The sequence below is a fragment of the Methanolobus sp. WCC4 genome (assembly GCF_038022665.1).
GTDB lineage: Archaea > Halobacteriota > Methanosarcinia > Methanosarcinales > Methanosarcinaceae > Methanolobus.
Map to the genome: position 1 here is coordinate 1,043,288 of NZ_CP150629.1, position 24,684 is coordinate 1,067,971.

The 24,684-nt window shown below is 44.9% G+C and carries 28 protein-coding genes; 18 read left to right on the top strand and 10 right to left on the bottom strand.

All coding sequences use genetic code 11. The features are described 5' to 3' along the window. Positions 1-5: 5 nt before the first annotated feature. The 4 genes from V7O63_RS05230 to priS are packed head-to-tail and all read right to left on the bottom strand — an operon-like array spanning position 6 to position 2,368. Positions 6-182: a 30S ribosomal protein S27e gene (locus V7O63_RS05230; protein WP_091937808.1), complete on the bottom strand. Its 177-nt coding sequence runs from the start codon at positions 180-182 to the stop codon at positions 6-8. 5 nt (positions 183-187) lie between these two features. Then, the gene (locus V7O63_RS05235) at positions 188-466 is read right to left on the bottom strand and encodes a 50S ribosomal protein L44e (RefSeq protein WP_340820455.1); all 279 of its coding nucleotides are present in this window, start codon (positions 464-466) and stop codon (positions 188-190) included. A 29-nt stretch (positions 467-495) separates the two neighbouring features. Continuing rightward, positions 496-1,206: a hypothetical protein gene (locus V7O63_RS05240; protein ID WP_340820456.1), complete on the bottom strand. Its 711-nt coding sequence runs from the start codon at positions 1,204-1,206 to the stop codon at positions 496-498. Then, positions 1,193-2,368 carry a DNA primase catalytic subunit PriS gene (gene priS, locus V7O63_RS05245; protein WP_340820457.1) on the bottom strand — a complete coding sequence of 392 codons (1,176 nt, stop codon included), beginning with the start codon at positions 2,366-2,368 and terminating at the stop codon, positions 1,193-1,195. Before priS ends, V7O63_RS05240 begins: the two co-directional genes overlap by 14 nt. A gap of 98 nt (positions 2,369-2,466) precedes the next feature. Here priS and rqcH point away from each other — a divergent pair, with 98 nt between their 5' ends. From rqcH to V7O63_RS05260, 3 genes are all read left to right on the top strand, one after another. Continuing rightward, the gene (gene rqcH, locus V7O63_RS05250; RefSeq protein ID WP_340820458.1) at positions 2,467-4,461 is read left to right on the top strand and encodes a ribosome rescue protein RqcH; all 1,995 of its coding nucleotides are present in this window, start codon (positions 2,467-2,469) and stop codon (positions 4,459-4,461) included. Positions 4,462-4,514: 53 nt separating this feature from the next. After that, the gene (locus V7O63_RS05255; protein ID WP_340820459.1) at positions 4,515-5,555 is read left to right on the top strand and encodes an mRNA surveillance protein pelota; all 1,041 of its coding nucleotides are present in this window, start codon (positions 4,515-4,517) and stop codon (positions 5,553-5,555) included. A gap of 503 nt (positions 5,556-6,058) precedes the next feature. Beyond that, on the top strand, positions 6,059-6,631 hold the full coding sequence (locus V7O63_RS05260) for an acetate uptake transporter (protein WP_340820460.1): 573 nt from the start codon (positions 6,059-6,061) through the stop codon (positions 6,629-6,631). 213 nt (positions 6,632-6,844) lie between these two features. On the opposite strand, the gene V7O63_RS05265 is transcribed toward V7O63_RS05260, so the two are convergent. Then, a complete protein-coding gene (locus V7O63_RS05265; RefSeq protein WP_340820800.1) occupies positions 6,845-7,717 on the bottom strand; it encodes a diadenylate cyclase in 873 nt (290 codons plus the stop codon). A 136-nt stretch (positions 7,718-7,853) separates the two neighbouring features. On the opposite strand from V7O63_RS05265, the gene thpR reads away from it, so the two are divergent. Continuing rightward, on the top strand, positions 7,854-8,396 hold the full coding sequence (gene thpR / locus V7O63_RS05270; RefSeq protein WP_340820461.1) for an RNA 2',3'-cyclic phosphodiesterase: 543 nt from the start codon (positions 7,854-7,856) through the stop codon (positions 8,394-8,396). 27 nt (positions 8,397-8,423) lie between these two features. On the opposite strand, the gene V7O63_RS05275 is transcribed toward thpR, so the two are convergent. Further along, a complete protein-coding gene (locus V7O63_RS05275) occupies positions 8,424-9,449 on the bottom strand; it encodes an FAD:protein FMN transferase (RefSeq protein ID WP_340820462.1) in 1,026 nt (341 codons plus the stop codon). Positions 9,450-9,560: 111 nt separating this feature from the next. Here V7O63_RS05275 and V7O63_RS05280 point away from each other — a divergent pair, with 111 nt between their 5' ends. The 11 genes from V7O63_RS05280 (at position 9,561) to V7O63_RS05330 (ending at position 18,413) form a co-directional block, all read left to right on the top strand. Then, positions 9,561-9,965 carry a hypothetical protein gene (locus V7O63_RS05280; RefSeq protein ID WP_340820463.1) on the top strand — a complete coding sequence of 135 codons (405 nt, stop codon included), beginning with the start codon at positions 9,561-9,563 and terminating at the stop codon, positions 9,963-9,965. A gap of 9 nt (positions 9,966-9,974) precedes the next feature. Beyond that, positions 9,975-11,537: a methanogenesis multiheme c-type cytochrome gene (gene mmcA / locus V7O63_RS05285; protein WP_340820464.1), complete on the top strand. Its 1,563-nt coding sequence runs from the start codon at positions 9,975-9,977 to the stop codon at positions 11,535-11,537. A gap of 13 nt (positions 11,538-11,550) precedes the next feature. Continuing rightward, complete coding sequence (gene rnfC / locus V7O63_RS05290) at positions 11,551-12,897, top strand: Rnf electron transport complex subunit RnfC (protein WP_340820465.1); 1,347 nt, start codon at positions 11,551-11,553, stop codon at positions 12,895-12,897. 1 nt (position 12,898) lies between these two features. Continuing rightward, on the top strand, positions 12,899-13,915 hold the full coding sequence (rnfD, locus tag V7O63_RS05295) for an Rnf electron transport complex subunit RnfD (RefSeq protein WP_340820466.1): 1,017 nt from the start codon (positions 12,899-12,901) through the stop codon (positions 13,913-13,915). Continuing rightward, complete coding sequence (rnfG, locus tag V7O63_RS05300) at positions 13,908-14,480, top strand: Rnf electron transport complex subunit RnfG (RefSeq protein ID WP_340820467.1); 573 nt, start codon at positions 13,908-13,910, stop codon at positions 14,478-14,480. Before rnfD ends, rnfG begins: the two co-directional genes overlap by 8 nt. 4 nt (positions 14,481-14,484) lie before the next feature. Further along, positions 14,485-15,099, top strand: coding sequence for an Rnf electron transport complex subunit RnfE (gene rnfE, locus V7O63_RS05305; RefSeq protein ID WP_340820468.1), 615 nt, complete (start codon positions 14,485-14,487; stop codon positions 15,097-15,099). Position 15,100: 1 nt separating this feature from the next. Further along, the gene (rnfA, locus tag V7O63_RS05310) at positions 15,101-15,688 is read left to right on the top strand and encodes an Rnf electron transport complex subunit RnfA (RefSeq protein ID WP_340820469.1); all 588 of its coding nucleotides are present in this window, start codon (positions 15,101-15,103) and stop codon (positions 15,686-15,688) included. Continuing rightward, positions 15,685-16,485: an Rnf electron transport complex subunit RnfB gene (gene rnfB / locus V7O63_RS05315; RefSeq protein WP_340820470.1), complete on the top strand. Its 801-nt coding sequence runs from the start codon at positions 15,685-15,687 to the stop codon at positions 16,483-16,485. Before rnfA ends, rnfB begins: the two co-directional genes overlap by 4 nt. Positions 16,486-16,489: 4 nt before the next feature. Beyond that, positions 16,490-16,822 carry a hypothetical protein gene (locus V7O63_RS05320; RefSeq protein ID WP_340820471.1) on the top strand — a complete coding sequence of 111 codons (333 nt, stop codon included), beginning with the start codon at positions 16,490-16,492 and terminating at the stop codon, positions 16,820-16,822. A gap of 92 nt (positions 16,823-16,914) precedes the next feature. After that, positions 16,915-17,913, top strand: a complete 999-nt coding sequence (locus V7O63_RS05325) for a replication factor C small subunit (protein ID WP_340820472.1) — start codon at positions 16,915-16,917, stop codon at positions 17,911-17,913. Continuing rightward, a complete protein-coding gene (locus V7O63_RS05330; protein WP_340820473.1) occupies positions 17,910-18,413 on the top strand; it encodes a small multi-drug export protein in 504 nt (167 codons plus the stop codon). Before V7O63_RS05325 ends, V7O63_RS05330 begins: the two co-directional genes overlap by 4 nt. A 73-nt stretch (positions 18,414-18,486) precedes the next feature. Here V7O63_RS05330 and V7O63_RS05335 read toward each other — a convergent pair whose 3' ends face one another. Both V7O63_RS05335 and V7O63_RS05340 read right to left on the bottom strand, forming a co-directional pair. Continuing rightward, positions 18,487-18,699, bottom strand: coding sequence for a histone family protein (locus tag V7O63_RS05335; protein WP_340820474.1), 213 nt, complete (start codon positions 18,697-18,699; stop codon positions 18,487-18,489). Between the two features lie 167 nt (positions 18,700-18,866). Then, entirely contained in the window at positions 18,867-19,301 is a 435-nt protein-coding gene (locus tag V7O63_RS05340; RefSeq protein ID WP_340820475.1) for a flavodoxin domain-containing protein, read from the bottom strand. 241 nt (positions 19,302-19,542) lie between these two features. On the opposite strand from V7O63_RS05340, the gene V7O63_RS05345 reads away from it, so the two are divergent. The 3 genes from V7O63_RS05345 (at position 19,543) to V7O63_RS05355 (ending at position 22,431) form a co-directional block, all read left to right on the top strand. Further along, a complete protein-coding gene (locus V7O63_RS05345; protein ID WP_340820476.1) occupies positions 19,543-20,850 on the top strand; it encodes a Single-stranded DNA binding protein in 1,308 nt (435 codons plus the stop codon). Then, a complete protein-coding gene (locus V7O63_RS05350) occupies positions 20,850-21,728 on the top strand; it encodes a DNA-binding protein (RefSeq protein WP_340820477.1) in 879 nt (292 codons plus the stop codon). The genes V7O63_RS05345 and V7O63_RS05350 overlap by 1 nt, the downstream gene beginning before the upstream one ends. A 115-nt stretch (positions 21,729-21,843) precedes the next feature. After that, entirely contained in the window at positions 21,844-22,431 is a 588-nt protein-coding gene (locus V7O63_RS05355) for a hypothetical protein (protein WP_340820478.1), read from the top strand. A 38-nt stretch (positions 22,432-22,469) separates the two neighbouring features. On the opposite strand, the gene V7O63_RS05360 is transcribed toward V7O63_RS05355, so the two are convergent. Both V7O63_RS05360 and V7O63_RS05365 read right to left on the bottom strand, forming a co-directional pair. After that, positions 22,470-23,447 carry a HAMP domain-containing sensor histidine kinase gene (locus tag V7O63_RS05360; protein WP_340820479.1) on the bottom strand — a complete coding sequence of 326 codons (978 nt, stop codon included), beginning with the start codon at positions 23,445-23,447 and terminating at the stop codon, positions 22,470-22,472. A 209-nt stretch (positions 23,448-23,656) separates the two neighbouring features. After that, positions 23,657-24,580, bottom strand: a complete 924-nt coding sequence (locus tag V7O63_RS05365; protein ID WP_340820480.1) for an aldolase — start codon at positions 24,578-24,580, stop codon at positions 23,657-23,659. Positions 24,581-24,684: the final 104 nt, after the last annotated feature.

Below are 24,684 nucleotides of genomic sequence, written 5' to 3' on the forward strand. Positions count from 1 at the left end.
TTCATTTACTCGAGTACTTCGAGTATGTGTGTTGTAATTGAGGATTTTCCGCCGGTAGGTTCTGCGAGTGTCCTTCCGCATACAAGGCATGTTACCTTGCGGCTTGCACTGCCGAAAATTACCTGCTCGTTCTCACAATCATTGCATTTTACACGTAAGAATCTGCTCTTTGGTTTGTTCATTTACATCACTCCGCGAAGTCGAATTTCTTTGCTCTGAAGCATGGTCTCTGGTGTGCCTTGTTACATTCTGAGCACCTGTATCTGAGCCATATTCTCTTTGTTGGCTTGTCTCCACCTGGCACCTTTGAGAACTTTCCGCTGTTTCCGATACCGGTCTGGCGTTTCTTCTGTCTCTCGATGTGTGTGAGTGACGATGCCTTACCCTTCTTCACTCTCTCAACAACATGCTCTGTGTGTTTTTTGCATGAAGGGCAGTGTGTTCTGAATCTCTTTGGAATCTTCATTATCTTCACCTTGATAATTTGAGTTATCTTTATAGTATCATTTGTGCCACGTTACGTTTGATCAGTCCCTTTGCATTCAGGGTCGGTAAAACAGCAACGTCTTCGGCATATAATGTGTAATTGCGATTATCCATAGCCTTGAAAGTAGGCAGGTCCTCCAGTATTCGCACAACAACGAATTCTTTATTTATATTACTTTTGGCTATTTCAGCTCCGTTGGTGCTGTCATCATCACTTTCTGAAACCTTTTCCTGCTGTCCATCCGGCTGCTCATATCCTGCTCCTCTCTCCTGTTCCTCAGCAGGTATTTCTTTGCTCTCTCTTCTCTCAGGTCCCTTGCCTGTTTTCTTTGTTGTTGCCTGCGGGTCCAGTATGGGTACCAGCAGTTCCCCACGGGCTGAATTAATAGCTGAAAGTACTGCATCGTATACTTCCTTTTCCTCAGGCAGCAGTTTGCTCATATCCTGGGAAGGCGGCATGCTGGAAAAAGCGTTGTTTGTTGCATAGCTTATTATCTTCTTGATCCTGCGCAGGAATATTACCTCGATATCCGTGATAGCGCTCTGAAGCTCGTCCTCCAGCATCTTTGATTCCACTGAACGCGGACTGTTTATACTCTGGATCTCATCCTCAAGCTCCTTGACATATCCTTCTACCTCATGGTAAAAGTCAGGATGCAGTGACTTCAATGTTGAGCTGCTCTCTTCACGGAGTGCATTCTTCAGTTCAGTGCGATCCATATTCTGCCACACCTCTGCACATTAGATATATTGCGGCATACTCCGGTACTTCCTGTATGCCTTCCTCCACAAAGAGGTCCTTTCCTTTCATTTGAACTGCAAACGGTTTTATCACTTTTATTTTTACCGACTTGTCACCAAAGACCACCGCATCGTTAAGCGGTTCGAAGTTCTCAAGTTCATCTATTGACAGGGCTGTGACCTTCATCCCGGATTTACCATGGAGGGAACCCGGCAGACGTATGAGACGCTTGATATCGGCAGTTACGGGTTCATCGACACATGCAGCCATCTGTTCCACGCCCTGTTTGACGATGGTCTCCAGTATGTCCTTCTTTATGCCGCCAAGTGCATCCATCCTGCCTTTTTTAAGGCTGTTGACCCTGGATTCATCTTTGAATGTCTCTACAAGTTTCTCAGCAGTGGTCTTGCCTATTCCTTTGAATCCTGTCAGTATCTTCACAGCATCATCATCTGTGGCGAGTTTTGTCAGGTATGATATAAGATAGCGGTTTATCCTGCCTCCCCATCCACCGTCATCCTCGGACGGGAACACTGCCATCTTTGCATTCTCTGCTCCGGCATCTCCTGATATCTCCCTTTTGGAGAATAGCTTTTCCAGATTCAGACCCTTGGAGCTTACGTAGTCAACGATCTCCCTTCTCTCAGCACTTCCAAGTGAGAGCACGGATTCCTCACTGATATGGAAGTGGTATCCTCTTCCGCCTGAGAATACCGCATGGACCTGACTTTCATTGAATCCGAAATCATCTATCAGGAACTCAAGGAGTTTCAATGTCTCTCTCTTACCTTTCTCAAGCATGTCTGCATAGGAGTTGATATCTCCCGGCAGGTGGTCGGAGTCAATGTCGAATATGAGGTCAGCTTTCTGCCAGTTCTTCTCTTTCATCTTGGGAGCACCGGGATACTCGTAATATGCCACAGAATAATATGCATGTGCCGGACCTATGCCGCTCAGGTAATCATGGAGCTCACCTTCGGAACCGAAGGCACGGTGTCTTTTCATGAAAGTATCCTGACCGCTGGTAAACTCGATGAATCCCCATTCCCTTGATGTGAATTCCGGTGGGAGCCTTATGTCTGCTGTGGCATAGTATTTCTGGAATGCCGATACCACGTATCGTCGCGTACTCTCGTTCATCTGCTGCCTGTATCTCCTGTATGGATCAAGATATCTGCTACTAGATCGGCCTGATCCGTCATAAACCTTATAGTCACCATCTGCATTATAATCCCCGCATGAAGAAAGAAATGACAAGTGCTGATGTAGCTGCCCTTGCATTTGAGCTCAGCTCCGGCGATACATCTATAATAGATGCCAAGATCGCAAAGATATACCAGCCTGCAGATGACGAGATCAGGATAAACCTCTTCGTTTACAACAAAGGAAGGGATAATCTGGTCATCGAGGCAGGGAAGCGAGCCCACATGAGCCAGCACCTGCGTCCAAGTCCTAAACTCCCTCAGTCGTTCCCTATGATGCTGAGGAAGCACATAATGGCAGGACGCATCACATTTGTCAAACAGTATGATTTTGACAGGATCCTTGAGATCGGTATTGTCCGTGGTGGTGTGGATACGGTCCTTGTGATCGAACTGTTCTCGCCTGGCAATATAGTTCTCCTGGATTCCGAGAGGAAAATAATACTCCCTATGAAACCAGTCACCTTCAAGGGCAGAAGGGTACGCAGTGGTGAGGTATACCAGTATCCTGAGGCACAGATAAGTCCTGTGGATGCAGGTGTTGAGGACCTTCAGGAAGTGTTCTCCGGCTCAGATGCTGACGTTGTCAGGACCATCGCTACAAGGTTCAATCTCGGTGGTGTGCTTGCAGAAGAGGTATGCGCAAGGTCCGGTGTAAATAAAGCGGAACCTACAAAGGATGTTGGTCCGGAAGCCATTGGATCTATAATTACATCTTTGAAGGATGTATTCACACCTCTTCTTTCAGGTGACCTGAAACCCTGTGTTGTCAAAAAGGATGTCAAAGGTGAGATGCAACCGTTCGATGTGCAACCCTTTGAGCTTGCTATCTATAAGGACAATGAGAAAAGCCCATTCCCAACATTCAATGCCGCTCTGGACGAGTTCTTCGGAAAGAAGGCAGCAGAGTCTGTTCAGGAACAGGTGACAGCTGTCAAGAAAGAAAAAGTGAACGTATTTGAACGTCGTCTTCAGAAACAGGAAGATGCGATAAAGAAGTTCACAAAGGATGCTGAGAAGCATACCCTTGTTGCTGAAAGTATCTATGCGAACTATGTTGAGATAGAGCAGATAGTAGGTGTCCTGCTTCAGGCTCGTGATAAAGGCTATTCATGGGATGAGATCCGTTCCATTATCAAAAAGGCGAAGGAATCGGTCCCCGCTGCAAAGTGGATAGTCAGTATAGATTCAGCAGCAGGTAATATCGTTCTTGACCTTGATGGAACGAAGGCCACGGTTGATATCAAACTCACCGTTCCGCAGAATGCCCAGATATATTATGATAAGGCCAAGAAGCTCACAAAGAAGAAGGACGGAGCACTCAAGGCTATCGAGGACACGAAACTTGCCATGCAGAAGAAGGAGAAGAAGGCATCTGGCAGGAGAAAGGTCAGTACCAAGAAGTACTGGTATGAGCGTTTCAGATGGTTCACATCCTCGGATGGTTTCCTTGTGGTGGCAGGAAGGGATGCGGATACCAACGAGGAGATCGTTAAGAAATACATGGAAAAGCGCGATATAGTGTTCCATACCCAGGTTCCCGGAGCTCCTATCACGGTTATCAAGACCATGGGTAAGGAAGTGCCGGAGCAGACATTACAGGAAACAGCGCAGTTCGTGGTCTCGTATTCAAGTGTCTGGAAATCCGGGCAGTTCAGCGGTGACTGTTACTGGATAAAGCCGGAACAGGTATCAAAGACCCCTGAATCCGGTGAGTTCCTCAAAAAAGGTTCCTTTGTTATCCGTGGCGAACGTACTTATTTCAGGGATGTAGAGGTCGGTGCGGCAGTGGCTCTTGAGCTTGAAGGCAATACTCGTGTCATAGGTGGTCCGCTGTCGGCGGTAAGCAAATCCGGGCAACATGTTGTAGAGGTTGTTCCGGGTAAGTTCAACCAGAACGACATAGCGAAAAAGATATACAAAATATACGTCGATAAGTTAGGGGAGCCAAATTTCGTAAAGCAGATAGCTTCTCCTGATAAGATCGCTATGATGCTTCCACCGGGTGAATCCGATATAAAGGTTCAGTGAACTGGCAGGAATGTATTGCAGTATCTACTATTATAGCGTTATATGGTGTTACAATGAGGGTCACAAAAAGGAATCTGAGAGGCAGAGAAGGTGAGATCACATTAGTGCCGGAAACACTTGATGACCTGTGGCACCTGAAATATATCATAGAGAAGGGTGACCTTGTATTCGCCCTGACAAAAAGAAAGGCGGATTCTGCGTCAGATAAGCTCCGTCCTGAGAAGGCCGAGAAGAAGACCGTGAGGCTCGGTGTCAGGATAGAGGAGATGGAATTCCATAAATTCTCCAATCGTCTGAGATTGCATGGGCTCATAGAACAGGGAATGGATGTCGGTCATTATCATACCTTCAACGTAGAGGAAGGACTTGACATCTCTATAATCAAGACCTGGAAGAAGGACCAGCTTGAGCGTATCGACGAGGCTGAGAAAAGTTCTAAGCGTCCGAAGGTAGTTATAGTTGCCATAGAAGAAGGGGATGCGGATATAGGTCTTGTGCGTCATTATGGTATTGAGACATATTCCCATATCAACCAGTCCTCAGGAAAAGGTGAGGGCACACTCAGGGAGACATTCTTCGAGGAGATACTGGGACAGCTCATTCATGCAGCATCCGAATCAGAATCAATTGTTATTGCAGGTCCGGGATTCACAAAGGATGACTTTGTTAAGTATCTCCGATCAAAAGAGCCTGACCTTGCCTCAAGGATGATCACTGAGGACACATCCTCTGTTGGCATGTCCGGTTTTCAGGAAGTTCTCAGACGCGGGGCAGTCGACCGCATCATGGAAGAGTCACGCATAGCCCGTGAATCCCGTTTGATGGACGACCTGCTCAAAGAGATATCTACGGATGGAAAGGTGGCTTATGGGCTGGAAGAGGTAAAGATCGCTCTGGATTATGGCTCGATAGACACTCTCCTTGTGGCGGACGAGTTGCTGAGGGTAGAACGAGAAAAGGGCAGCATCGACTCATTTTTACGAAATGTTGAGAACAATCAGGGAAAGATAGTTGTGTTCAGTACGATATTCGAGCCGGGACAGAAACTTCTTGCGCTGGGTGGCATTGCTGCACTTCTACGCTTCAAGATATGATCCTTCTTTATTTTGCTTCTGTTCCATATGCATTATATCTATTAATAAAACCTTAATTAATCCTCTACCTCATATAAAAACATTATGGTGCGGTTGTGTGTGATTTGTGGCACTAGTACAAAACACCTTCGATTCTGCTATATATATTTTTACAGTCATGATTAATTAACATCTAATAGGTTCTTTTTAGTGTTTTAACAGAAAATAATACTTTAGATTACTTTATATTGGCTTTAAACCTCTAAAAAAGGAGTATTTCCACATATTATCTAATTTTTCCCTTATTCTATTTTATCATAAACAAAAATGATATATACTTCTACTTTAAAGTCCTTATCTGGAGGTGAAATAGGTAACTCTTGGAGGTATACAAGCAGTTACATATTTACAAGAATTGATGGAAAATATTTACTGACGTTTTTTTTAAGTCAGATATAAACAATTATGACTATGTAAATTGTTTAATAATTATACTATGATTTATCTTAGGGAAGTGATAAACTATGGAAGGAGAACTCGTACTTAAAGACATGTCAGCAGCAAGCCCAGCAGCAGTAGGTTTCTATGGTCTTGGTTTTGCAGCTACATTTGCAGGACTTTTAAACATGGGCATGTTCTCAGATGCCCTTATGGTAATCGCAATGGCAATAACACTTGGTGGAATTGCAGAAATAATTGCAGGTTTGCAGCTCTGGTCCAAAGGTGACACATTCGGTGCAAGCGCATTCACAATATTTGGTCTCTGGTGGATAGCATTCGCATACATCAACCTTGCTCCAGCAGGAATCTTCAGTGCACCAATGGAGGCAGCAAGCGCAACATCAATGGGATTCTTCACACTTGTATGGGGTCTCATCGCAACAACACTTACAATTGCTACACTCAAGATCGGTCTGAAGATGCTTACAGTCGTCTTCGTAGTGCTCGACCTCACATTCTTCAGTCTCGCACTGGTATTCTTCGGAATGTTCCCACTTGCAATTGCAGGAGCAATAACCCTGATCACAGGTCTTGTAGCACTGTACATTGCAACTGCACTGGTCTACGATTCAGTTGGCCTTAAATTGCCACTCTGAGTTCAGGTAGCTAAAAACACACATAATAAATACAAAATGGTCGGTAGTCTCTACCGATCTCACCTCTATTTTTTATTTTTGATCTCTCTCAAATATCAGTTGATTTCTGTTTTACTGATATGAAAAGTATTGATATGATCAAATGCTGTCTGGAATCAAAAGGGTTTTGTGGATCGATCATGAAGTAGCCCTGAATGATACACTCTTTTGAAATTAGTTAATACGAACTGCCCTTTCCGCAGATCCGATATACAGCAGTTCTTTTCCATCCATGTAGATGTGCATCACTCCGCCGGATTCTGAGACTGTTATTGCAATAGATACTGTATCTCTGGTGATCGCTGCTGCTGACACATGACGTCCGCCAAGTCCCTTGTCCACTTCAATGTCCCTTGCATCCACATCAAGATATCTGCCGGCAGCCTCTACCATTCCTTCTTCAGAGATGACGAAGACTCCGTCGAGTTGTGCGAATTCTTTGATGGATTCCCAGTTCTTCCTGTCAAGTATGTTCCTGTCATCATCCTGCTGACCTTTATAGGGATTGAGTATCATCTGGTGTGAGCGCATCATGACCTCTTCAACGTCACCAACTATGAACGCAGTTCCGATCTGTTTTCCTTCACGCCCTGTGCTGGATATGTCAAAAGCTACCTTCATGACAGCTCTTAATAGCTCAACAGATATCCTTTCTTCACATTCCTTCAGCATTCTTACCATGTGATTCTCAGCAAGGTCATGGATCACAATGGCGTATGAGTCCTTGCTCTCTATTATCCCGACAATAGTGCCTTCTTCGACTTCGTTCATCATGAACTCGATGGCTGAGGCGTTCTCAACATGTTCTATCTTTCCGGCAGCCTGCTGGTTGAGCTTGTCAAGGGCTTCTTTTGATCTTTCTTCTTTTGTTTTGCTGCTTGCTACCAGATGGTCGATAAGATTCTTTTGTTTACGGCCCGCAAAATAGACAGGGATAGATGTATCTAGCTGGTCCTGATCAACATCCCCTGAGATTATTATAGCTTTCGATCGCAGTTCTTCTGCAATCCTTATAGCAGCGCTGACAACTACTTTTGAACTGTCCAGATTATCCCCTCATTTCCATCGCAGCGATCAAACTACCTGATCATACTTATTATATACGTGTATTTTATAAATAAACTTGCTCGGTAGCGATATTAATTTATGCCTCTAATATAAATGATAATTGGTGATAGGTTTGGTGAGAGCTTTTATTGCGGTGGATCTCCCTCAGGAGTTCAATGATAAGGTTGCCGATGTACAGTCAAAGTTCAATGATTTCAAATTCAAATTCGTAGATCCCGGTATAGTTCATATTACTGTGAGATTCCTGGGAGATGTCCCGGATGATAAGATACCTGATATATCCAGAGCCCTTGATTCTGTGAAGTGTGAACCTTTCGAGGCTCATGTCAAAGGAGTCGGTGTTTTTCCAAAACCTAAATTCACAAAGGTCATATGGCTGGGATGTGAAGGGAATTTCGATAAACTTTATGAGTCTGTGACAGATTCCCTGTCTTCTTTTGAGTTCGAGCCGAACCTTCACAGGTTCAGCGCGCATGCAACCCTTGCAAGGGTAAAATATCTCCCCCGGAAGAAAAAAACAGAGTTCCTTGAGATTCTTGATGAATTGAAGGATGTCGATATAGGGGTGATGCAGGTAGATGCTGTTAAACTTAAAAAAAGTGTTCTGACCCCACAGGGTCCTCTATATGAGACCCTTCACGAGGTCAGTTTGAAATAGGCCATGACCGGCCTGTTTCATTGGTCCCTATTGAGCATGATTCTCATAATTCGAATATCCGCTTGAACGCAGGATCCTTTTGTCTGTGGTTATCAGCAGACACTCTACTCCATCAAGCTCTTCTATCATCTCCATGCCCTCGTCCTCTCCAAGAACGAATACAGCGGTCGCAAGGGCATCTGCATCCATTGCAGTATCTGCTATCACGGTTGCGCTGATGAGGTTCTGCGAGGAGTATCCGTTCCTTGGGTCAGCAATGTGCGAGACCTTTGCAGCATCACTGAAGTATCTCTCATAGTTTCCGCTTGTGGCAACAGCCATGTCCCCGATATCCATGATGGATATGGCATCTTCATTTTTATCCGGGTTCTGTAGTCCTACTCTCCACAGGCTGCCATCAGGTTTGGTACCTATGTATCTTCCATCTCCTCCGGCATTCACAAACCCGGAGCTTATGCCATCATCCATGATCGATCCGATCGCAAGGTCAACTGCAAATCCTTTGGCAACACCGCCCAGTGTGATCCTCATGCCCTCGCCAAGGCTTATACTATTGCCTTCTACAACGATGGCAGAGTGGTTCACCAGTTCGAGTGTTTCATTGATCTCTTCCGGGGTAGGATCCTGGTATGTCCCGCCGGGGCTGTACTTGCTTGCCCAGAGATCAAGTATCGGCTGTATGGATATGTCAAAGGCGCCATCGCTGACCTCTGAGTAATATTTGGAGCGGCTCACCACATAGACAAGTTCCGGGTCGGCATCGTGGATGGTACTCCGTTCATTGAGTAGGGCTATCTCACTTTCATTGTCATAATTGTTCATGACCTGGTCAACATAATGTATTTTTTCAAAGGCACGATCAATAACCTCTGAGGCATAGGTTTCATTGGGACTGGTCACTGATACAGTGACAGTTGTGTCCATCAGGCTTCTGGTTTGTGAGTAACTTTCGCCTTCTATGGGGCTGTCAGCGACAGGGTCTGAAACATGATCTATCATGAATAATACTGTGAAAAACGCTATCAGTACAATGGCAACAGTTTTATACCTCATGTTGTATGAAAAGATATAACTAAATATTAAAGTTATGTACCATGGATGAGACGGAAGGTAATTTCCTTCTGTTTTCGTTATTATTTGTATTTATCTGAAGGAAGTAGTAGAATGAGCAATCCCAGCACAGGTTCAGGTACGGGAACAAGTTCAAGCAAGGATAAGTACCTTGTAGTCGCCCTTCATCAACTAATGGAAGAGTACGGTTGGAGAGGTATAGAGAAACACTTTGGTTTTGTGAAACATCATATCATTTACGTAAAACCGGGTTCATCTCTTGACAAGATCGAGCTTAAAGCGAATGTACTTGGCAATCATATGGATGTTGACTTTTTCGGGATCACTCCGCAAAAGGGGCTCCTTGATAAGGTCTTTGATTTTAATGTACGTGTAGTGCGCAAGTCTTTCGAGATCGACAAATATGTTTCGAAGGATATGAAGATAACAAATGAGCAGGACCTGAGGAACAATATCATCGTTGTTGTCAGACAGCTTGAAGAAGTCGTGGAGAAGTGAGGAGATAGCATGGCTAAGATCAATAATACTCTTCTCATCGGCATCCTCATAGTAATGTTCGCAGCAGCAGGTGTATATGCCTATCTTGGTTACAGTGGCAATGCAGCTATGTCAACCCATTACATGACCGAACAGAAATGGTCCGACAGTTCATGCAGCGGATGTCATGCAGGTGTTTATGATGAAGTCTCCGTTTCGTCTCATGTGGAACAGGACCTGAAGCAGTGGTCATCTATCATGGATTACGGTGTTGATGTTGACAGCATCGATACAGATGCCATGGCAGTAACCTATGGGCAGGTCCACCCAGGTGGTGGCTACATGGCAGACTACGGTGTGGATATCGACTGTATGATATGTCATGAGCAGGTTGGAGGATATGACTTTGAAGCACGTGCGGAAAGCATAGCAACAGGTGATTTCGAGAATGCCAACGAAGCTGCGATCGAGGAATCAAGGGAAGAATTGCAGAAAGAACCATTGTATGTGGTAAGCTATGTGCTTGATGTCCTGGCTCCACTCCCACTTGTGACCGAAATTCACGATGAGGTCAACGGTGCACCGGATAAGGCTCTCTGTGGAAGCAACTGTCATACAGGTGACATTGCAACAACAGCTGTTTCATGGACACTCGAAGATTCAGCTTCATATGACGTTCACGATGATGTGGACTGTCAGGAATGCCATGAGACAGAAGAGCACGATATAGGTACCCGTGAATATCTCTTTGCTTCCGAATCGGTTCATATGGAGATAGAAGCCGGTGTAAAGGACTGTGATTCCTCCGGATGCCATGAAGGTATATCACATGGCGGAATGGTTGATGCTCACCTTGAGTTCATCAGTTGTGAATCATGTCACATCCCGGCACTGCCTGGCACTGATGTGACCGGTACGCCTGTAATAAAGGAATTCAGCTGGGAGAACGGTGTCCGTGAGGATACGGTATATGAGTCTGAATTCACACCAACACTTGGATGGTCATCAGGTGTCTACTATGACCTTCTGCCAGTAGCCCAGGAACGTAGCGAGGGATCAGTTCTCAAACCATTCAATATAATTACCGGTATCTGGTGGGATGAAGGCGTCAATGCGGAAGTACTTGCAGATCCTAACACAAGTGCTGTGATCGGTAACCCGATCGCTCCTGATGAGGTACTCGATGCAGATGCAGACGGTGATGGTATTGTTACTGAAGACGAGATGCGTTCATATGATGGCAATGCTGACGGTACTCCGGATTATCCGAATGCTGTTCTCAGGCATGTGGAAATGTACTATCAGGTGAGCCACAACATCGCAGGTTCAGAGACAGGTATTGCAGATCCTCTTGAATGTGCTGACTGTCATGGAGCATCAGCTTCAGAGACCCTCCAGAATATCCACTTTGGAACTGAAACTCAGGATTGTGCCGTATGTCATGATGTTATACCTGTGATCAACTGGAACTTACTGGGCTATGATGCCGATCCGGCAGAGACCGATCCACCAACGGATTTCTCCGCAATGACGATAGATGTGACCATACCTGGCGCAAAGCCTGATGAAGTAGAAAGGGAACCTGCGTTCTAAGGAGTTGTTAATTGTGGAAATAAGAACATTGGATAAATTACCTGAAAAGATCATCATTCCACTCAGGCAGCACAGGGGTGCTGTCTGTGAACCCCTTGTGAAAAAGGGTGACAGGGTCCTTGTGGGGCAGAAGATAGGTGAGTGCGAGGACTACAACTCATCTTCGGTTCACTCAAGTGTCTGCGGTGAGGTAATTGGAATTGAAGAATCAGCTCATCCTGATGGTAACAAGGTAAAGAGCGTTATCATCCAGCCGGAAGAGAGCAATGAGGCGGTCGCGTTCTCACCATGCAAGGACCTTTCACCTGAAAAGCTTGCAGCTCTCATAAAGGAGTCCGGGATAGTGGAACACTATGGAATGCCTACTCATGCTGTTCTCAGACCAAAGGGTAAGAAGATAGACACCGTACTCATCAATGCGACATCTTCCGAGTGGATAGGTGGGAACTTCAAGACGCCAAAGGAATATGCATCCCAGGTCATGGATGCCCTTAAACTGCTTATGAAAGCAGCAGGTGCCAGTAAAGGAGCTATTGTGCTCAGGACCGATGATAAAGCGTCTATCGATGCCTTTGAAGGTATCGAGGTAGGTAACAAGAAACTGAAGGTTGCTCCTCTTGTAGGTGGCCGCAGGATCGGTTATTATTTCAAGGAGCAGAACTCGGACATAGTCGTCCTTTCACAGGAACGGATCTTTGGTAAGAAGATCCTTAACTTCTTCACCTATAGTGTAACAGGAAGGAAGGTCAAGATCGACCGTGATCCTACGGATGTAGGGGTTGCTGTCTGTGGCGTTAAATCCGCAAAAGCCCTTTACGATGCTGTTCACGAAGGAAAGCCATTCTACGATACTGTTGTTTCTGTGGAAGGCGTTTCAGGTAAGATGGAATATGTCCTCGTGAAGATCGGTACTCCTTTCAAGGACGTGATCGATTCATTCGGATACACAGGTGAGATCGGTAAGATCATAGCTAATGGTGTAAGGACCGGTGTGGCACAGTACACTGACCAGGTCCCTGTCACAAAAGGAACTACAAGGATATCCCTGCAGAAACCTGAAGAGATTATCAGGGATGAATCTATTGCATGTATCCATTGTGCACGCTGTGTGGATGTCTGTCCCGTTTCCCTTATCCCAAGTCGTCTTGCTGTAATGGCAGATCAGGGTCGTTTTGATGAATGCAGACAGATCCATATTCAGAACTGTATAGAATGTGGTGACTGTGCAGCAGTCTGTCCTTCAAAGATACATATATTGCAACTTATCAGGTATGCAAAGGATGCTATTGATATGGCATACAATGACATGCCTGAAAAGCAGTCATCCAATCTGAAGGTCGGATGCTGTGGAGGTGAGTGATATGACGTATACTATTTCAGCTCCCCCTCATAAGAAAACAAGATTAGATTTCAAGACATTGAATATAAGCAAGATAATTGCTCTGCTTCCTTTATGTCTGGCGTCGATATACTTCTTCGGTGTTCCAGCCCTAGGTATCATTATCGCATCCGTATTATCTGCTGTTGCAACTGAATTTGTGATACAGACATCACTCAAGCAGAAAGTAACGATATCAGATGGGAATGCAGCTCTGGTGGGTCTGCTCCTTGCATTGCTGATACCACCTGAAGCTCCTATATGGATACCTGTTGTTGGCGGTTTCTTTGCGATCACCGTTGGAATACATGTGTTTGGAGGCATTGGGTCCTATATTTTCAATCCGGTGCTGGTCTCATGGATCTTTATAAAAAGTGCATGGCCACAATACATGACAGCTTTATCCATACCACATGTAGGCCAGTTCTCCGACCTTTTCCTTGAGCATGGTGCCGGCCTTATGGCAGGTGTTTCTCCCATACTGCTTATCGGAGGCGTGTATCTTATATACAAGAGATATGTGGACTGGAGAGTTCCTCTTTCATTCTTTGTGACTTTGGTGGCATTACCTCAGATAATGTTGTTCATTTCCAGTGTAATGGCCCTTATTCATGAAGGTGTACTGAACCCACTAATGTACATGTCACAGCTTTTCGTTTTCCTTGACATGAGTCCTGAACTGCCATATGCGATGATAGGCGCTGTTTTCTTCGGTATCCTTTTCCTTGCGACCGATGCACCGACCTCGCCTGTGACTAAAAATGGTCGTATTGTCTATGGTATCGTATGTGGTGTACTTGTCTTCATCTACGGCTACTTTGCCAACTATGTGGACGGGGTATTGTACGGTATCTTCCTTGCGAACTGTGTCGGTTCTTACATAGAGCTCAATACAATGCCGGCATCATTCGGAACAGAATCCCTTCCGGAAAGGATCTACAGGAAAGTGATGGACAGGGTTCCTTCCTCCCTGAAGTTCGAGGTGATGAACAATGAGTGAATCCAATAAGGATACAGCCGTAGTTATAGGAAAACTTGTCCTCATATCTGTTGTAGCAGCTCTTATGTTAGGTATTACTTATGTTCCTACAAGTGAACAGCTCAAGATAAATGAAGCAAACTCTAAAAAAGAGATATTAGGTGAATTGATCCCTGAAGCAGGTGGCAATTTTGAAGAGGTCTATAGTGATGTCGTCGATGATGATGGCAATCAGATAGTTCTCTATTATCGTGCAATGGACTCCTCAGGTAACATTATAGGTTATGCGTTCTTCCAGCAACATGCAGGTGCCCAGGCTCCTCTTGTTGTTGCAGGAGGTGTGGATTCAACGTTCTCAACAGTTCGTGGAATGGATGTCCTGAGCCATGAAGAGACTCCGGGACTGGGTGCAAAGATCGTTGATGATCCATTCAGAAGTCAATTTGTAGATATTCCAACATCCTCACTGGCTCTTTCCAGTTCAGGTGGATCAATAGACTCTATTACAGGCGCGACGATCTCTTCACAGGCTGTAATTGATGCCCTTAATGTGAAAATAAGTGAAATTAAAGAGGCAGAGGAGTGATATTATGGACCCATTAAGTGAATATATTCGTGGTATTACAAGAGATAACCCGATCTTCGGACTCGTTCTGGGCCTCTGTCCAACACTGGCAGTGACTACATCAGTCGAGAACGCCATCGGTATGTCCGCAGGTACGGCATTCGTACTTGTATGTTCGAACATTTTCGTTTCAGCCTTAAGGAAGCAGATCCCTGCGGCTGTAAGATTGCCTATATTCATCATCATCATAGCGACCTTCGTGTCGATCGTGAAGATGATAATGCAGGCTTATTTCCCGCCCATGTATGCGGCGTTAGGTGTGTTCATCCCGCTTATTGTGGTGAACTGTATCATCATCGGCCGTGCAGAGGCATATGCTAACAAGAACAATGTGTTCTATTCTTTCATAGATGGTCTTGGTATATCCACAGGTTTCCTGCTGGTACTGATGCTCATCGGTGGTATCAGGGAGATCCTTGGAACGGGACAGATAGTGACATTCGACTACACTCTCATTACCCTTCCGATCAATCCTTCCGTGACCACAATGATATTGCCACCAGGCGCTTTCCTTACAATAGGGGCACTGATGGGAATTGTTAACTATCAGAGAGCAAAGAAGAGAGCAAAGGGTGGTTAAAATGGTAGAAAAGGCATTATTCGCCATCCTGATGGATGGTATATTCATTAAGAACTTCCTGCTTATCCAGTTCCTTGGACTGTGCTCCTTTGTGGGAGTTACCAAGGATGTCAAAAGTGCGGCAGGAATGTCAGGAGCTGTTGTCTTCGTTATGGCAATGGCAGCCAGTGTATCGTATCTGATCTACACCTACGTTCTGGTGCCTACAAAGATGGAATTCCTTGACCTGATAAGTTTCATCGTGGTCATTGCAGCACTTGTGCAGCTTGTAGAGTTCGTTGTCAGGAAGAACATCCCTTCACTTTATCGTTCACTGGGTATCTACCTGCCACTTATCACGACCAATTGTGCTGTACTTGGTGTGGTATTGCTCAACGTAAGTTCCGAGTACAACTTCATCCAGAGCGTTGTCTTCGGTATTGCAGCAGGTCTTGGATATACCATAGTAATGTTGATGATGGCAGGTATCAGGGAGCGTTCGACCTTTGTGAACATCCCGTCTTCCGTCAGGGGACTGCCACAGGCATTCTTCATCGCGACCATGCTGTCAATGGCCTTTGTTAATTACTTCTGGGTGATTCCAATATGACCGAACTGGTAACTTTCCTGGTACAGGCAGCAGCAATCCTTGGAGGTCTTGGACTGGCTGTTGGTGTTATGCTCATTGTGGCATCCAAGAAGTTCAAGGTAGAGACAAATCCTCTCGTGGATGAGATCGTTGAGATACTCCCCGGAGCGAACTGTGGTGCCTGTGGTTACGCAGGCTGTGCCGACTTCGCAGAGCGTGTGGTCAACGAAGGTGCACCTATCAATGGTTGTCCTGTCGGTGGTTTTGATGTTGCCAAGGAGATCGGTGGCATTCTGGGACAGGAAGTCTCAGAAGGCGAGGAGCAGTATCCTTTCGTCATATGTAACGGTGGTCTTAATTGCGTTGACCGCTTTGATTATGTAGGCTTTGAGGACTGTAAGGCTGTAATGCTTCTCTCCGATGGTGAGAAAGGCTGTAACTATGGCTGTATGGGCAGGGGAACCTGTGTCCGTGCATGTCCGTTCGATGCGCTTACCATAGGCGAGGACCGTTTGCCTCATGTGAACAAGAACCTCTGTACAAGCTGTGGTCTCTGTATCTCATCATGTCCGAACGACATACTGGTCTTTGCAAAGGAATCTGAACAGGTACATGTGCTTTGTACTTCACACGATAAAGGTAAGGCTGTAAAGGAGTCCTGTACAGTAGGTTGTATCGGCTGTAAGATATGCGAGAAGAACTGTCCTGAGGAAGCCATAACCGTCACGAAGTTCCTTGCTAAGATCGATCAGGATAAATGTACAGCATGTGGAATATGTGTGGAGAAATGTCCACAGAATACAATTGCTATCAGGTGATCATATGACATATAAGACAAAGATAGGCCTGAACGAGAACATCGTAGCAGCACTCAGCTACTTAGGCTTCTGGATAACAGGGATAATCTTCCTGCTCATAGAACCGGACAACAAGTTTGTCAGGTTCCATGCAATGCAGTCACTGCTGATATTCCTCCCACTCTCATTACTTATCTTCATAGTGGGATGGGTTCCTTATGTTGGCTGGATAATAGCTGATTTCCTTGGATTCGGTGCATTGTTCTTCATACTGGTACTTGTCATTATAGCATACAGGGGTATACTTCTCAAGATCCCTGTTGTTGGCTCTTATGCTTACAAGATGACCTACCAGTGAAAACACAGAATATGCAGGAAAGCCTCAGGGCATTAAATTCCTGCTGACTTTTTTTTATCTACGAAAACTTAAAAAACTACATCTTCCTATTAATGCAGGTATGCATACTTCTATGCGGAGGGTTTGAAATTAAAGAAGAGATATGGATCGAAAAGTATAGGCCCTTTAAACTCGATGACGTGGTGGGCCAGAAAGAGGCTGTAGAAAGGCTGAAGTCGTACATAAAGACAAGGAACCTTCCACATCTTCTGTTCTCAGGTCCTCCAGGGGTGGGAAAGACGGCCACTTCCGTTTCGATCGCACGTGAACTTTTCGAGGATTCATGGCGTGAGAACTTCACGGAGCTCAATGCTTCCGATGAACGTGGTATTGATGTTGTAAGGACCAAGATCAAGAACTTCGCTAAGACCACTCCTATCGGTGGTGCGGATTTTAAGATAATCTTCCTTGATGAGGCGGATGCTCTGACCTCAGATGCCCAGTCTGCCCTCAGGCGTACCATGGAACGTTACACCAATAATTGTCGTTTCATACTTTCATGTAATTATTCATCCAAGATCATCGAGCCTATACAGTCCAGATGTGCTGTTTACAGGTTCCGCCCTCTTTCAGATGATGCAGTAGCCGAACGTGTCCGTTTTGTGGCAGAGAACGAAGGTCTTGACATTGCAGATGATGGTGTGGATGCCATCAAGTATGTTGCACAGGGTGATATGAGAAAGGCCATAAATGCCCTTCAGGCTGCAGCACTCATTGCAGACACCATTCACAAGGATGCAATATACAAGATAACCGCAACGGCCCGTCCGGAGCAGGTGAAGGAACTCATTGAAACAGCTCTTTCAGGCAATTTCAGTGCATCCAGAAAGCATCTTGATAGTCTTCTGCTTGAGCAGGGTCTTTCAGGTGAGGACGTTGTCGGACAGATATACAGGGCAATGTTCGATGTTGATATCCCTGAAAGGAAAATGGTGGAGTTGATCGATGTTATTGGTGAGATCGATTTCAGACTTACCGAAGGTGCCAATGAAAGGATACAGCTTGAATGTCTCCTGGCACACTTTGCTTTATCAGGCAAGGGATCTGATTGAGCCTTGAAGTACAGGTAATTGAATTACTTTCCTCTTTTCCTCACTGGCTTGCCACTATGATCATAGGGGCAATGCCGATATTCGAGCTAAGGGGTGCTATTCCCATTGCACTGGGTGTGTATGAGATGTCTCCTGCATCTGCATTCACCTTTGCCGTACTGGGTAATATGTTGCCTGTTGTTCCGTTACTTCTGTTCCTCGGTCCGGTGTCGGAATATCTCCGAAGATATACTATATTTGACAGGTTCTTCTCCTGGCTCTTTGGCAGGACCCATCGTAATCATTCGGAAAGATTTGAACGATACGGTACCCTTGCTTTAACTCTGTTCGTAGCTGTTCCGTTGCCTGTCACAGGTGCCTGGACCGGATGTGCAGCAGCTTTTGTATTTGGGATAAAGTTCCGTCATTCGTTGCCTGCCATATTTGCAGGTGTGCTCATAGCCGGAATGGTTGTCAGCGTTGTCACTCTTACCGGCATGGGTCTGTTGGCTACTATGTGATCAATGAGTGGTACTAAAAGGGAATTGAAAGAGAACGAAGGAAAACCAAATTAAAAAATGAGATGTTAAGAGATCACTTGTTCAGCATCTCTTTTGCAAGGTCGATATCCTCGGCCTTCACAGTCTTTCTTCCTGCATGTTCTGCAAGCTTGATGGCTTCCCTTGATATCTCGAGTCCGTATTCTTCCAGTATCTCCGTAAGGGCCACACCAGCGGTCTCACTAACTCTCTGTGCTCCTGCATTCCTTATTACTCTCTCTATGGGTGCAAATGGTATGATCGTCATAAATATCCTCTTATATATCCTGTAATTTTAATTGAATTGAATCTCAACCATTGATTAGTTAAATAATACAATAAATAGTTTTGTAATCACTTTTTAACATCGAATGAGTACATTTTGTAGTATCAGGGATGTTCTGACTTATATTTCAGGATTGTACGTTATAACTATCAATGCTTCTTCATTTTAACTGCGATGTCCTTTCCAAGTCTTATGCACTCCGCAAGATCCTTCTCGTTAGGGATGTATTGTATCCTGAGCACAGGGTCTATGACCTCAACTCCTGCCCCTCTGAGCTTCTCAGCTATCTGCACAGGTGCCTCTCCGCTCCATCCATATGATCCAAAGGCAGCCCCTATCTTTCCTTCTATGCCTATATCTATGAGCTTGTCCAGGAATTTGGATATTGGCTCGAGCATGGTGTAGTAGAATGTAGATGAGCCGATACAGATCGCATCATATTTAGCAACATCTGCAGGATCCCACTCATAGAAGTTGTCGATGTCAACATCTATATGTTTTTCACGTGCACCCTGTGCTATGGCCTCTGCCATCATTTTTGTACTTCCCTGTGTGCTTAGATATACTATTGCAAGTTTTGGCATATTCTATCTCCCCTGTTTTGAACTTTGAGTTCGGACTGGCATCTTTTAACTTTCATTGAACCACTATACCGTCAGCTGGTTCTAAATTCCATTCCCACTCTAGTGATCTGTTAAGAATATGCATACTGCCTGTTCATAAACATTTCCAGCTATTGGTGGTGGAAGTATGTATCAGGACAAGGTTATCTTTATTGCCGATCAGGAGCTACAATATTAGCACTTCAAATAATGGAGAACCTATATGGACGAGAGGATCGCGCCACATATCGATGAACTAACCATGGCGCTTGGAAACATCAGCAAGGAAGAGATCAGAGAGGAACTGGAAAAACTCCTTAGATACCGTGTTCCCCTTGACGAAGCAAAAAGGATCCTGAGGTCAAAGTACTCTTCAGCATCTTCGAACAGTGTGAAGGTCAAGGAGCTTTCTCCCGGACTGAACGGTATTGAGATATCAGGTCGTATCATTGATATCATTGAAAAGACCGTGTCTATACAGGGAGAGCAGAAGACCATCTTTTCAGGAACACTTGGTGACGGGACCGGGATATGTTCCTTTACATGCTGGGATGATATGTCCCTTAAGCCGGGGGATGCTATCAGGATAAAGAATGCATATACACGTCTCTGGAACAATCGTCCGGAACTCTATTTTGGAAAACGCTCCACTCTTACTTATCTGAAGGACGAGGAACTTCCCGGGATAGAGGAGATGTCACATTCAACTCTTAAGAAACTGGGTGACATCGTTCCTGCAGATGTCCTTGCAAGTTCTGTTGTACTTATAGTTGAGATGTATCATAGGGAGATCATGCTGAAAGGCGAGGAGGTCACTGTTGTTGAAGGTGTGATCGCGGACGAGACCGCAAAACTCCCATTCACATCATGGGTACCACTTGGAAAGTTCGACATTGGCAACTATGTTCGTTTCGAGGGTGCTGCTGTACGGATATTCCGTGGTCTTCCATCTATCAATTTCAATGATGCGACATCGTTAAAAGAAGTGGCATCCACTGATAACCTTCCTTTCACAATGGAATCCGTTAGGCGTTCAGTTTCCCCAGTAGCTATAGAAAAGGTACTCGAGAAGGAAGGTATGTTCGATGTCACTGTAAAGGGTAATATCATCTCTGTCAGGTCCGGGTCAGGTCTCATACAAAGATGCCCGGTATGCAATCGTGTAACTCAAAAGTCATCCTGCCGGTCACATGGTGAAGTGGACTGCCTGATGGATATGCGGATAAAGGCAATACTTGATGACGGTACCGGTGCGGTCCATCTCATGCTGAATCGTGAACTATCCGAGGCTGTGTATGGGAAAAGCATGGATGATGCCGAGAAGATGACACAGGGTTCAATATCCGGTGATGTAGTACTGGAGGATATGAAGAAGGTCCTTACCGGCAAGTACCTTGGAGCTCGTGGTAACTCCTCTAAGAACGAATTCGGCGTGTCACTGGTGGCAAGGTCAGTGTGGACCCCGGAGGATGATATCCAGGAGCGTATAGATATTCTTCTTGAGAGAATGGGTGAAGGATGTGATAATTGATGGTGGAAAGGGAAGTAGCATACAGGCTGTTCGCAAGTGAGTTCAATGACTCCAGGTTCAATCTCCATTCAAATACGTCTTCATCAGACGACCAGGAAATATATTCTCCTAATTTTCTCATAACGCCTACAGGCCTTAAGGCCAACAGGGTCCTTGTGGTAGGTGTGGTCACCGAGGTTGAACGTCTCTCTGACCAGGCAGGAAGTGAAAAGGAACTATGGAGGGCACGTATCTCCGATCCCACCGGAGCCTTTACAGTATATTCGGGAAGCTATCAGCCTGATGCATCCGTCTTCCTTTCAAACGTGCAGGTGCCCTCTTATGTGATGGTCCTCGGCAAGGTTCGTTCATATGAGCCAGGGGATGGTTCTGTCTATGTATCGCTGCGACCGGAAGAGATCAACTATGTCGATGAGTTGATACGTGACCGCTGGATAGTCGATACTGCGGAGATGACCCTTGATCGCCTGGAACTGTTCGAACGTTTCTTCTCATCGCGTAACGAGGCAGATAGCCCCATGGAATGGTTATTGTCCTGTGATATCCCGGAATCGCTGGCAAGCGGAATATGTCTCTCACTGGATCATTATCACAAGGATAAAGGGTACTATAATTCATTGATGTCCGATGTGAAGAAGGCTCTTTGTTCTATCAGGGAAGTATCCGATGCTCCTGAAGAAGAGGATGATACTGATTCTGTGATCAAGTCGGTCCTTGAGGGTATTGATGATGGCAGTGGTTTTGAGTATCATGATTTCATTAAGGCCACAGGTTCCCGGAACATACCTGAAAAGGTGGCTGAGAATGCACTGAAGTACCTGCTTTCAAAAGGGGATATATATGAGCCAAGAGCAGGTTTTTTCAAAGTGATACACTAAGTATATTAGTTATATAGGTAATAACTTTTTGCATGCGACATACTTAAATATGGATGGATATTACTCCTCAAGAGTATTCAACTAGAGCAAATCATCAATTAAAGAAGGGCTACTCATGGATAATGATGCGATCATAGAGAATGTAAAAAACGCCATTATGGAAATGAAGGGTGTAGGAAATACACTCTTGCTTAATGAAGAGGACAGGGAGATCATCAGGGAGCTTGAGAAAAAAGCTGATGAGATGACTCTTATGGGCCTTGGCAGAGGCGATAATAAAGGTGTGAAGGCGGTACTGAAGAACGATGTGATCTTTGCCTTTACCACAGACATGGATTTCTGCTGGCCTGAAGGTCCCAATGTGATCCTCATGCATGATGATTGTGTTGTTGGCCAGGATCTTGATGACGAGGCAAAACTGGAAGAGGTAAAAGCATGCAAGGACAAACTTGTGATCGGTAATATTGTGATATACGATACAAGTGTTCTCAAGAAGATGGATGTCAAGAACAATCCTCTTATCGTAGTTCTTCCTCCTAAGCCATGCAAGGATGTTGAGGAAGTTGATAAGGTCTGCAATGTCATACTTGCATCTCCTTCCCCTCCAAGTGATGAGTATCTCAAGGAGAAGATGGGACTTGAGAATCTTCATGGGACGGGCACATTCCTTCTTGGATTCGATTTTGAATGTGGCTGTGAGTAAACCTTATCTGGTATTCGCTTTTGCGAGTACCTGATCAGTTATTTTTTCTTTCCGTATTCAGGAACTGGCAATCTTATATGGACGTTTGTCCCTTTTTCCAGAGTGCTTTCTATCCAGATGTTCCCTTTATGCGCTTCAACGATCGTCTTTGCAATATGAAGGCCAAGTCCGTTGCCACCATATCGCCTTGTCTTTGATCCGTCTACCTGATAGAATCTCTGGAATATATTGTCTATCTCATCTTCGGGTATGCCTATACCGTTATCTATTATCTTTATATGGAGGTTCTTATAACCTTCATGTGCAACTATCAGGATCGTTGTATCCGGAGGGCTGAACTTGCTGGCATTCTCCAGTACCTGCAAAATCACTTCTTTGAGATATTTCCTGTCACCTTCTATAAAGGGCAATCCATGTCGGATATCGGTGTCCAGCCTCTGTCCTTTCTGTTCAAGTTGTCCTGATATTTCGGAACTGGCACCCATTATCAGATCCTCTATCCTGAGGCTCGTGAATGTGTAGTCGGTCTCTCCATACTTTGCAGCACTGATGAAAATAAGAGAATCAATGATCCTTTCCAGTTTCTCCGATGAGGCATTGATCTTCTTTAATGCATCTTTCTGCTTTTGGGTCGTATCCCCAAGGGTGCCGTCACAGATGAGTTCGGAATATCCTTTGATGGGTACAAGTGGGGTTTTGAGTTCATGTCTGAGATTTGATATGAAATCCTCTTTCATAGCATCAATGGAGCTGAATTCTTCCAGTGCATATATTGTATCCCTGTACCTTCTGAATGAGAATATCCATGATGATATCATCAGAAGTATGATGATGATCGATAGTCCGGAAAGTATCCATTCTTTGAATGGGATCCTGATGCTATCCAGGATGCCTGTGTTTCCTCCGAGGAATAACAAAAACGAAACAAAGGCCATTCCTGTAAGTATCAACACTGCATCAAAGGTTATTCTTTTATTGATGGTCTCTTTTCTGGAATTAAGCTGTTTCAGGTCCATGTTCACACTTTATATTTAGCAGGAAACTCTATTCCGCTCTATCTATTTATACTTTTTTTGTTTATCTGCAGTATTTTATATTTTGTATATTATACAAATTTCAATTATCTCCGTGTGCCAGCAGCCTTTCAGGTATGCTCACATATCATGATAAAAAAAGTGAAATTAAAAGAAAAAAGGGTACATGGTCAGACATGTACCTGATGTGATCATTCGTTGTTGTATATCTTCAGAGCATCTTCAACGGATGCATCTTCAACAGTTATGGCATTGATGGCATTGCACATCCTGACCGCTTCGTCAAGTGTTTTCTGGTGGATGTTCCTTCCGGTTGCATTACCCTCTGCGCCGCTCACATGGATCTGTGCGTATAGCTTCCTGAGGAATGCTTCAGGATTATCACTTGAACCTCCGGCACATACGACCTTCGTCCTTCCGGCTGCAAGCACAGCTTCCTTGAATGCCTCTTCATCAGGGATACCGTCACCTTTTGGATAGTTGACCTTCACAAAGTCTGCGTTCAGGCATGCTCCGACTCCAGTAGCACCTGCAATGAGGTGTGGGTCCTTCTCATTCTCTACGGCTCCTCCTCTTGGGTAGATCCAGAGCACTGTGAGCAGACCATACTGGTGGGCTTCATAGATGAGCTGTGCAGCCTGATAGAGCATCTCGGCTTCATATTTGCTTCCAAGGTATATCGTATAGCCGATACCAAGTATCTTAAGGCCACTGTTGTCACGTAACTGTGCAACCTGCTGGATATCATACCACTGGTTACTGAATGGGTCATCATCCTTTGTCTTTACAAGATGTGATTTGGAATTGACCTTCACAAGGTAAGGAACATCGGGGTAATCCATTCCGTATCTTGCAATGAGTCCGAGCTGTGTTGCAAAGACGCCTATCTTTGAGTTTGCAGCTATCCTGAAAAGGTGTTCAGGGTCGTTGTCATCAGAAGGTATGCCTTCTCCAAAGAAATCATCATTCAGATGTTCGACCTTCTGGTCACCGGCATAGAGCATCAACCTGCCTGTGTTCTGGGTGATCTCCATGTAATTCTTAATGTATGTTTCACGCGCTTCCTGCGGAATATCTAATGGAACTTTAATGTCTTCTTCTTTTATTGAGACCATCTTTATCACTCTGTGATCCGTTCGATGAACGTTTTGTTTCCTACCTACCCTTAATCATGTTTTTCTATTTTAACTATTGTGTGAAGGGCATGTATGCAATATCT

Excerpts from the sequence above, each read along its gene's own strand:
- V7O63_RS05230 (WP_091937808.1), bottom strand. The coding sequence starts at position 182 with ATGAACAAACCAAAGAGCAGATTCTTACGTGTAAAATGCAATGATTGT.
- V7O63_RS05235 (WP_340820455.1), bottom strand. The coding sequence starts at position 466 with ATGAAGATTCCAAAGAGATTCAGAACACACTGCCCTTCATGCAAAAAA.
- V7O63_RS05240 (WP_340820456.1), bottom strand. The coding sequence starts at position 1,206 with ATGGATCGCACTGAACTGAAGAATGCACTCCGTGAAGAGAGCAGCTCA.
- priS (WP_340820457.1), bottom strand. The coding sequence starts at position 2,368 with ATGAACGAGAGTACGCGACGATACGTGGTATCGGCATTCCAGAAATAC.
- rqcH (WP_340820458.1), top strand. The coding sequence starts at position 2,467 with ATGAAGAAAGAAATGACAAGTGCTGATGTAGCTGCCCTTGCATTTGAG.
- V7O63_RS05255 (WP_340820459.1), top strand. The coding sequence starts at position 4,515 with ATGAGGGTCACAAAAAGGAATCTGAGAGGCAGAGAAGGTGAGATCACA.
- V7O63_RS05260 (WP_340820460.1), top strand. The coding sequence starts at position 6,059 with ATGGAAGGAGAACTCGTACTTAAAGACATGTCAGCAGCAAGCCCAGCA.
- V7O63_RS05275 (WP_340820462.1), bottom strand. The coding sequence starts at position 9,449 with ATGAGGTATAAAACTGTTGCCATTGTACTGATAGCGTTTTTCACAGTA.
- V7O63_RS05280 (WP_340820463.1), top strand. The coding sequence starts at position 9,561 with ATGAGCAATCCCAGCACAGGTTCAGGTACGGGAACAAGTTCAAGCAAG.
- mmcA (WP_340820464.1), top strand. The coding sequence starts at position 9,975 with ATGGCTAAGATCAATAATACTCTTCTCATCGGCATCCTCATAGTAATG.
- rnfD (WP_340820466.1), top strand. The coding sequence starts at position 12,899 with ATGACGTATACTATTTCAGCTCCCCCTCATAAGAAAACAAGATTAGAT.
- rnfG (WP_340820467.1), top strand. The coding sequence starts at position 13,908 with ATGAGTGAATCCAATAAGGATACAGCCGTAGTTATAGGAAAACTTGTC.
- rnfE (WP_340820468.1), top strand. The coding sequence starts at position 14,485 with ATGGACCCATTAAGTGAATATATTCGTGGTATTACAAGAGATAACCCG.
- rnfA (WP_340820469.1), top strand. The coding sequence starts at position 15,101 with ATGGTAGAAAAGGCATTATTCGCCATCCTGATGGATGGTATATTCATT.
- rnfB (WP_340820470.1), top strand. The coding sequence starts at position 15,685 with ATGACCGAACTGGTAACTTTCCTGGTACAGGCAGCAGCAATCCTTGGA.
- V7O63_RS05320 (WP_340820471.1), top strand. The coding sequence starts at position 16,490 with ATGACATATAAGACAAAGATAGGCCTGAACGAGAACATCGTAGCAGCA.
- V7O63_RS05325 (WP_340820472.1), top strand. The coding sequence starts at position 16,915 with ATGCAGGTATGCATACTTCTATGCGGAGGGTTTGAAATTAAAGAAGAG.
- V7O63_RS05335 (WP_340820474.1), bottom strand. The coding sequence starts at position 18,699 with ATGACGATCATACCATTTGCACCCATAGAGAGAGTAATAAGGAATGCA.
- V7O63_RS05340 (WP_340820475.1), bottom strand. The coding sequence starts at position 19,301 with ATGCCAAAACTTGCAATAGTATATCTAAGCACACAGGGAAGTACAAAA.
- V7O63_RS05345 (WP_340820476.1), top strand. The coding sequence starts at position 19,543 with ATGGACGAGAGGATCGCGCCACATATCGATGAACTAACCATGGCGCTT.
- V7O63_RS05350 (WP_340820477.1), top strand. The coding sequence starts at position 20,850 with ATGGTGGAAAGGGAAGTAGCATACAGGCTGTTCGCAAGTGAGTTCAAT.
- V7O63_RS05355 (WP_340820478.1), top strand. The coding sequence starts at position 21,844 with ATGGATAATGATGCGATCATAGAGAATGTAAAAAACGCCATTATGGAA.
- V7O63_RS05360 (WP_340820479.1), bottom strand. The coding sequence starts at position 23,447 with ATGGACCTGAAACAGCTTAATTCCAGAAAAGAGACCATCAATAAAAGA.
- V7O63_RS05365 (WP_340820480.1), bottom strand. The coding sequence starts at position 24,580 with ATGGTCTCAATAAAAGAAGAAGACATTAAAGTTCCATTAGATATTCCG.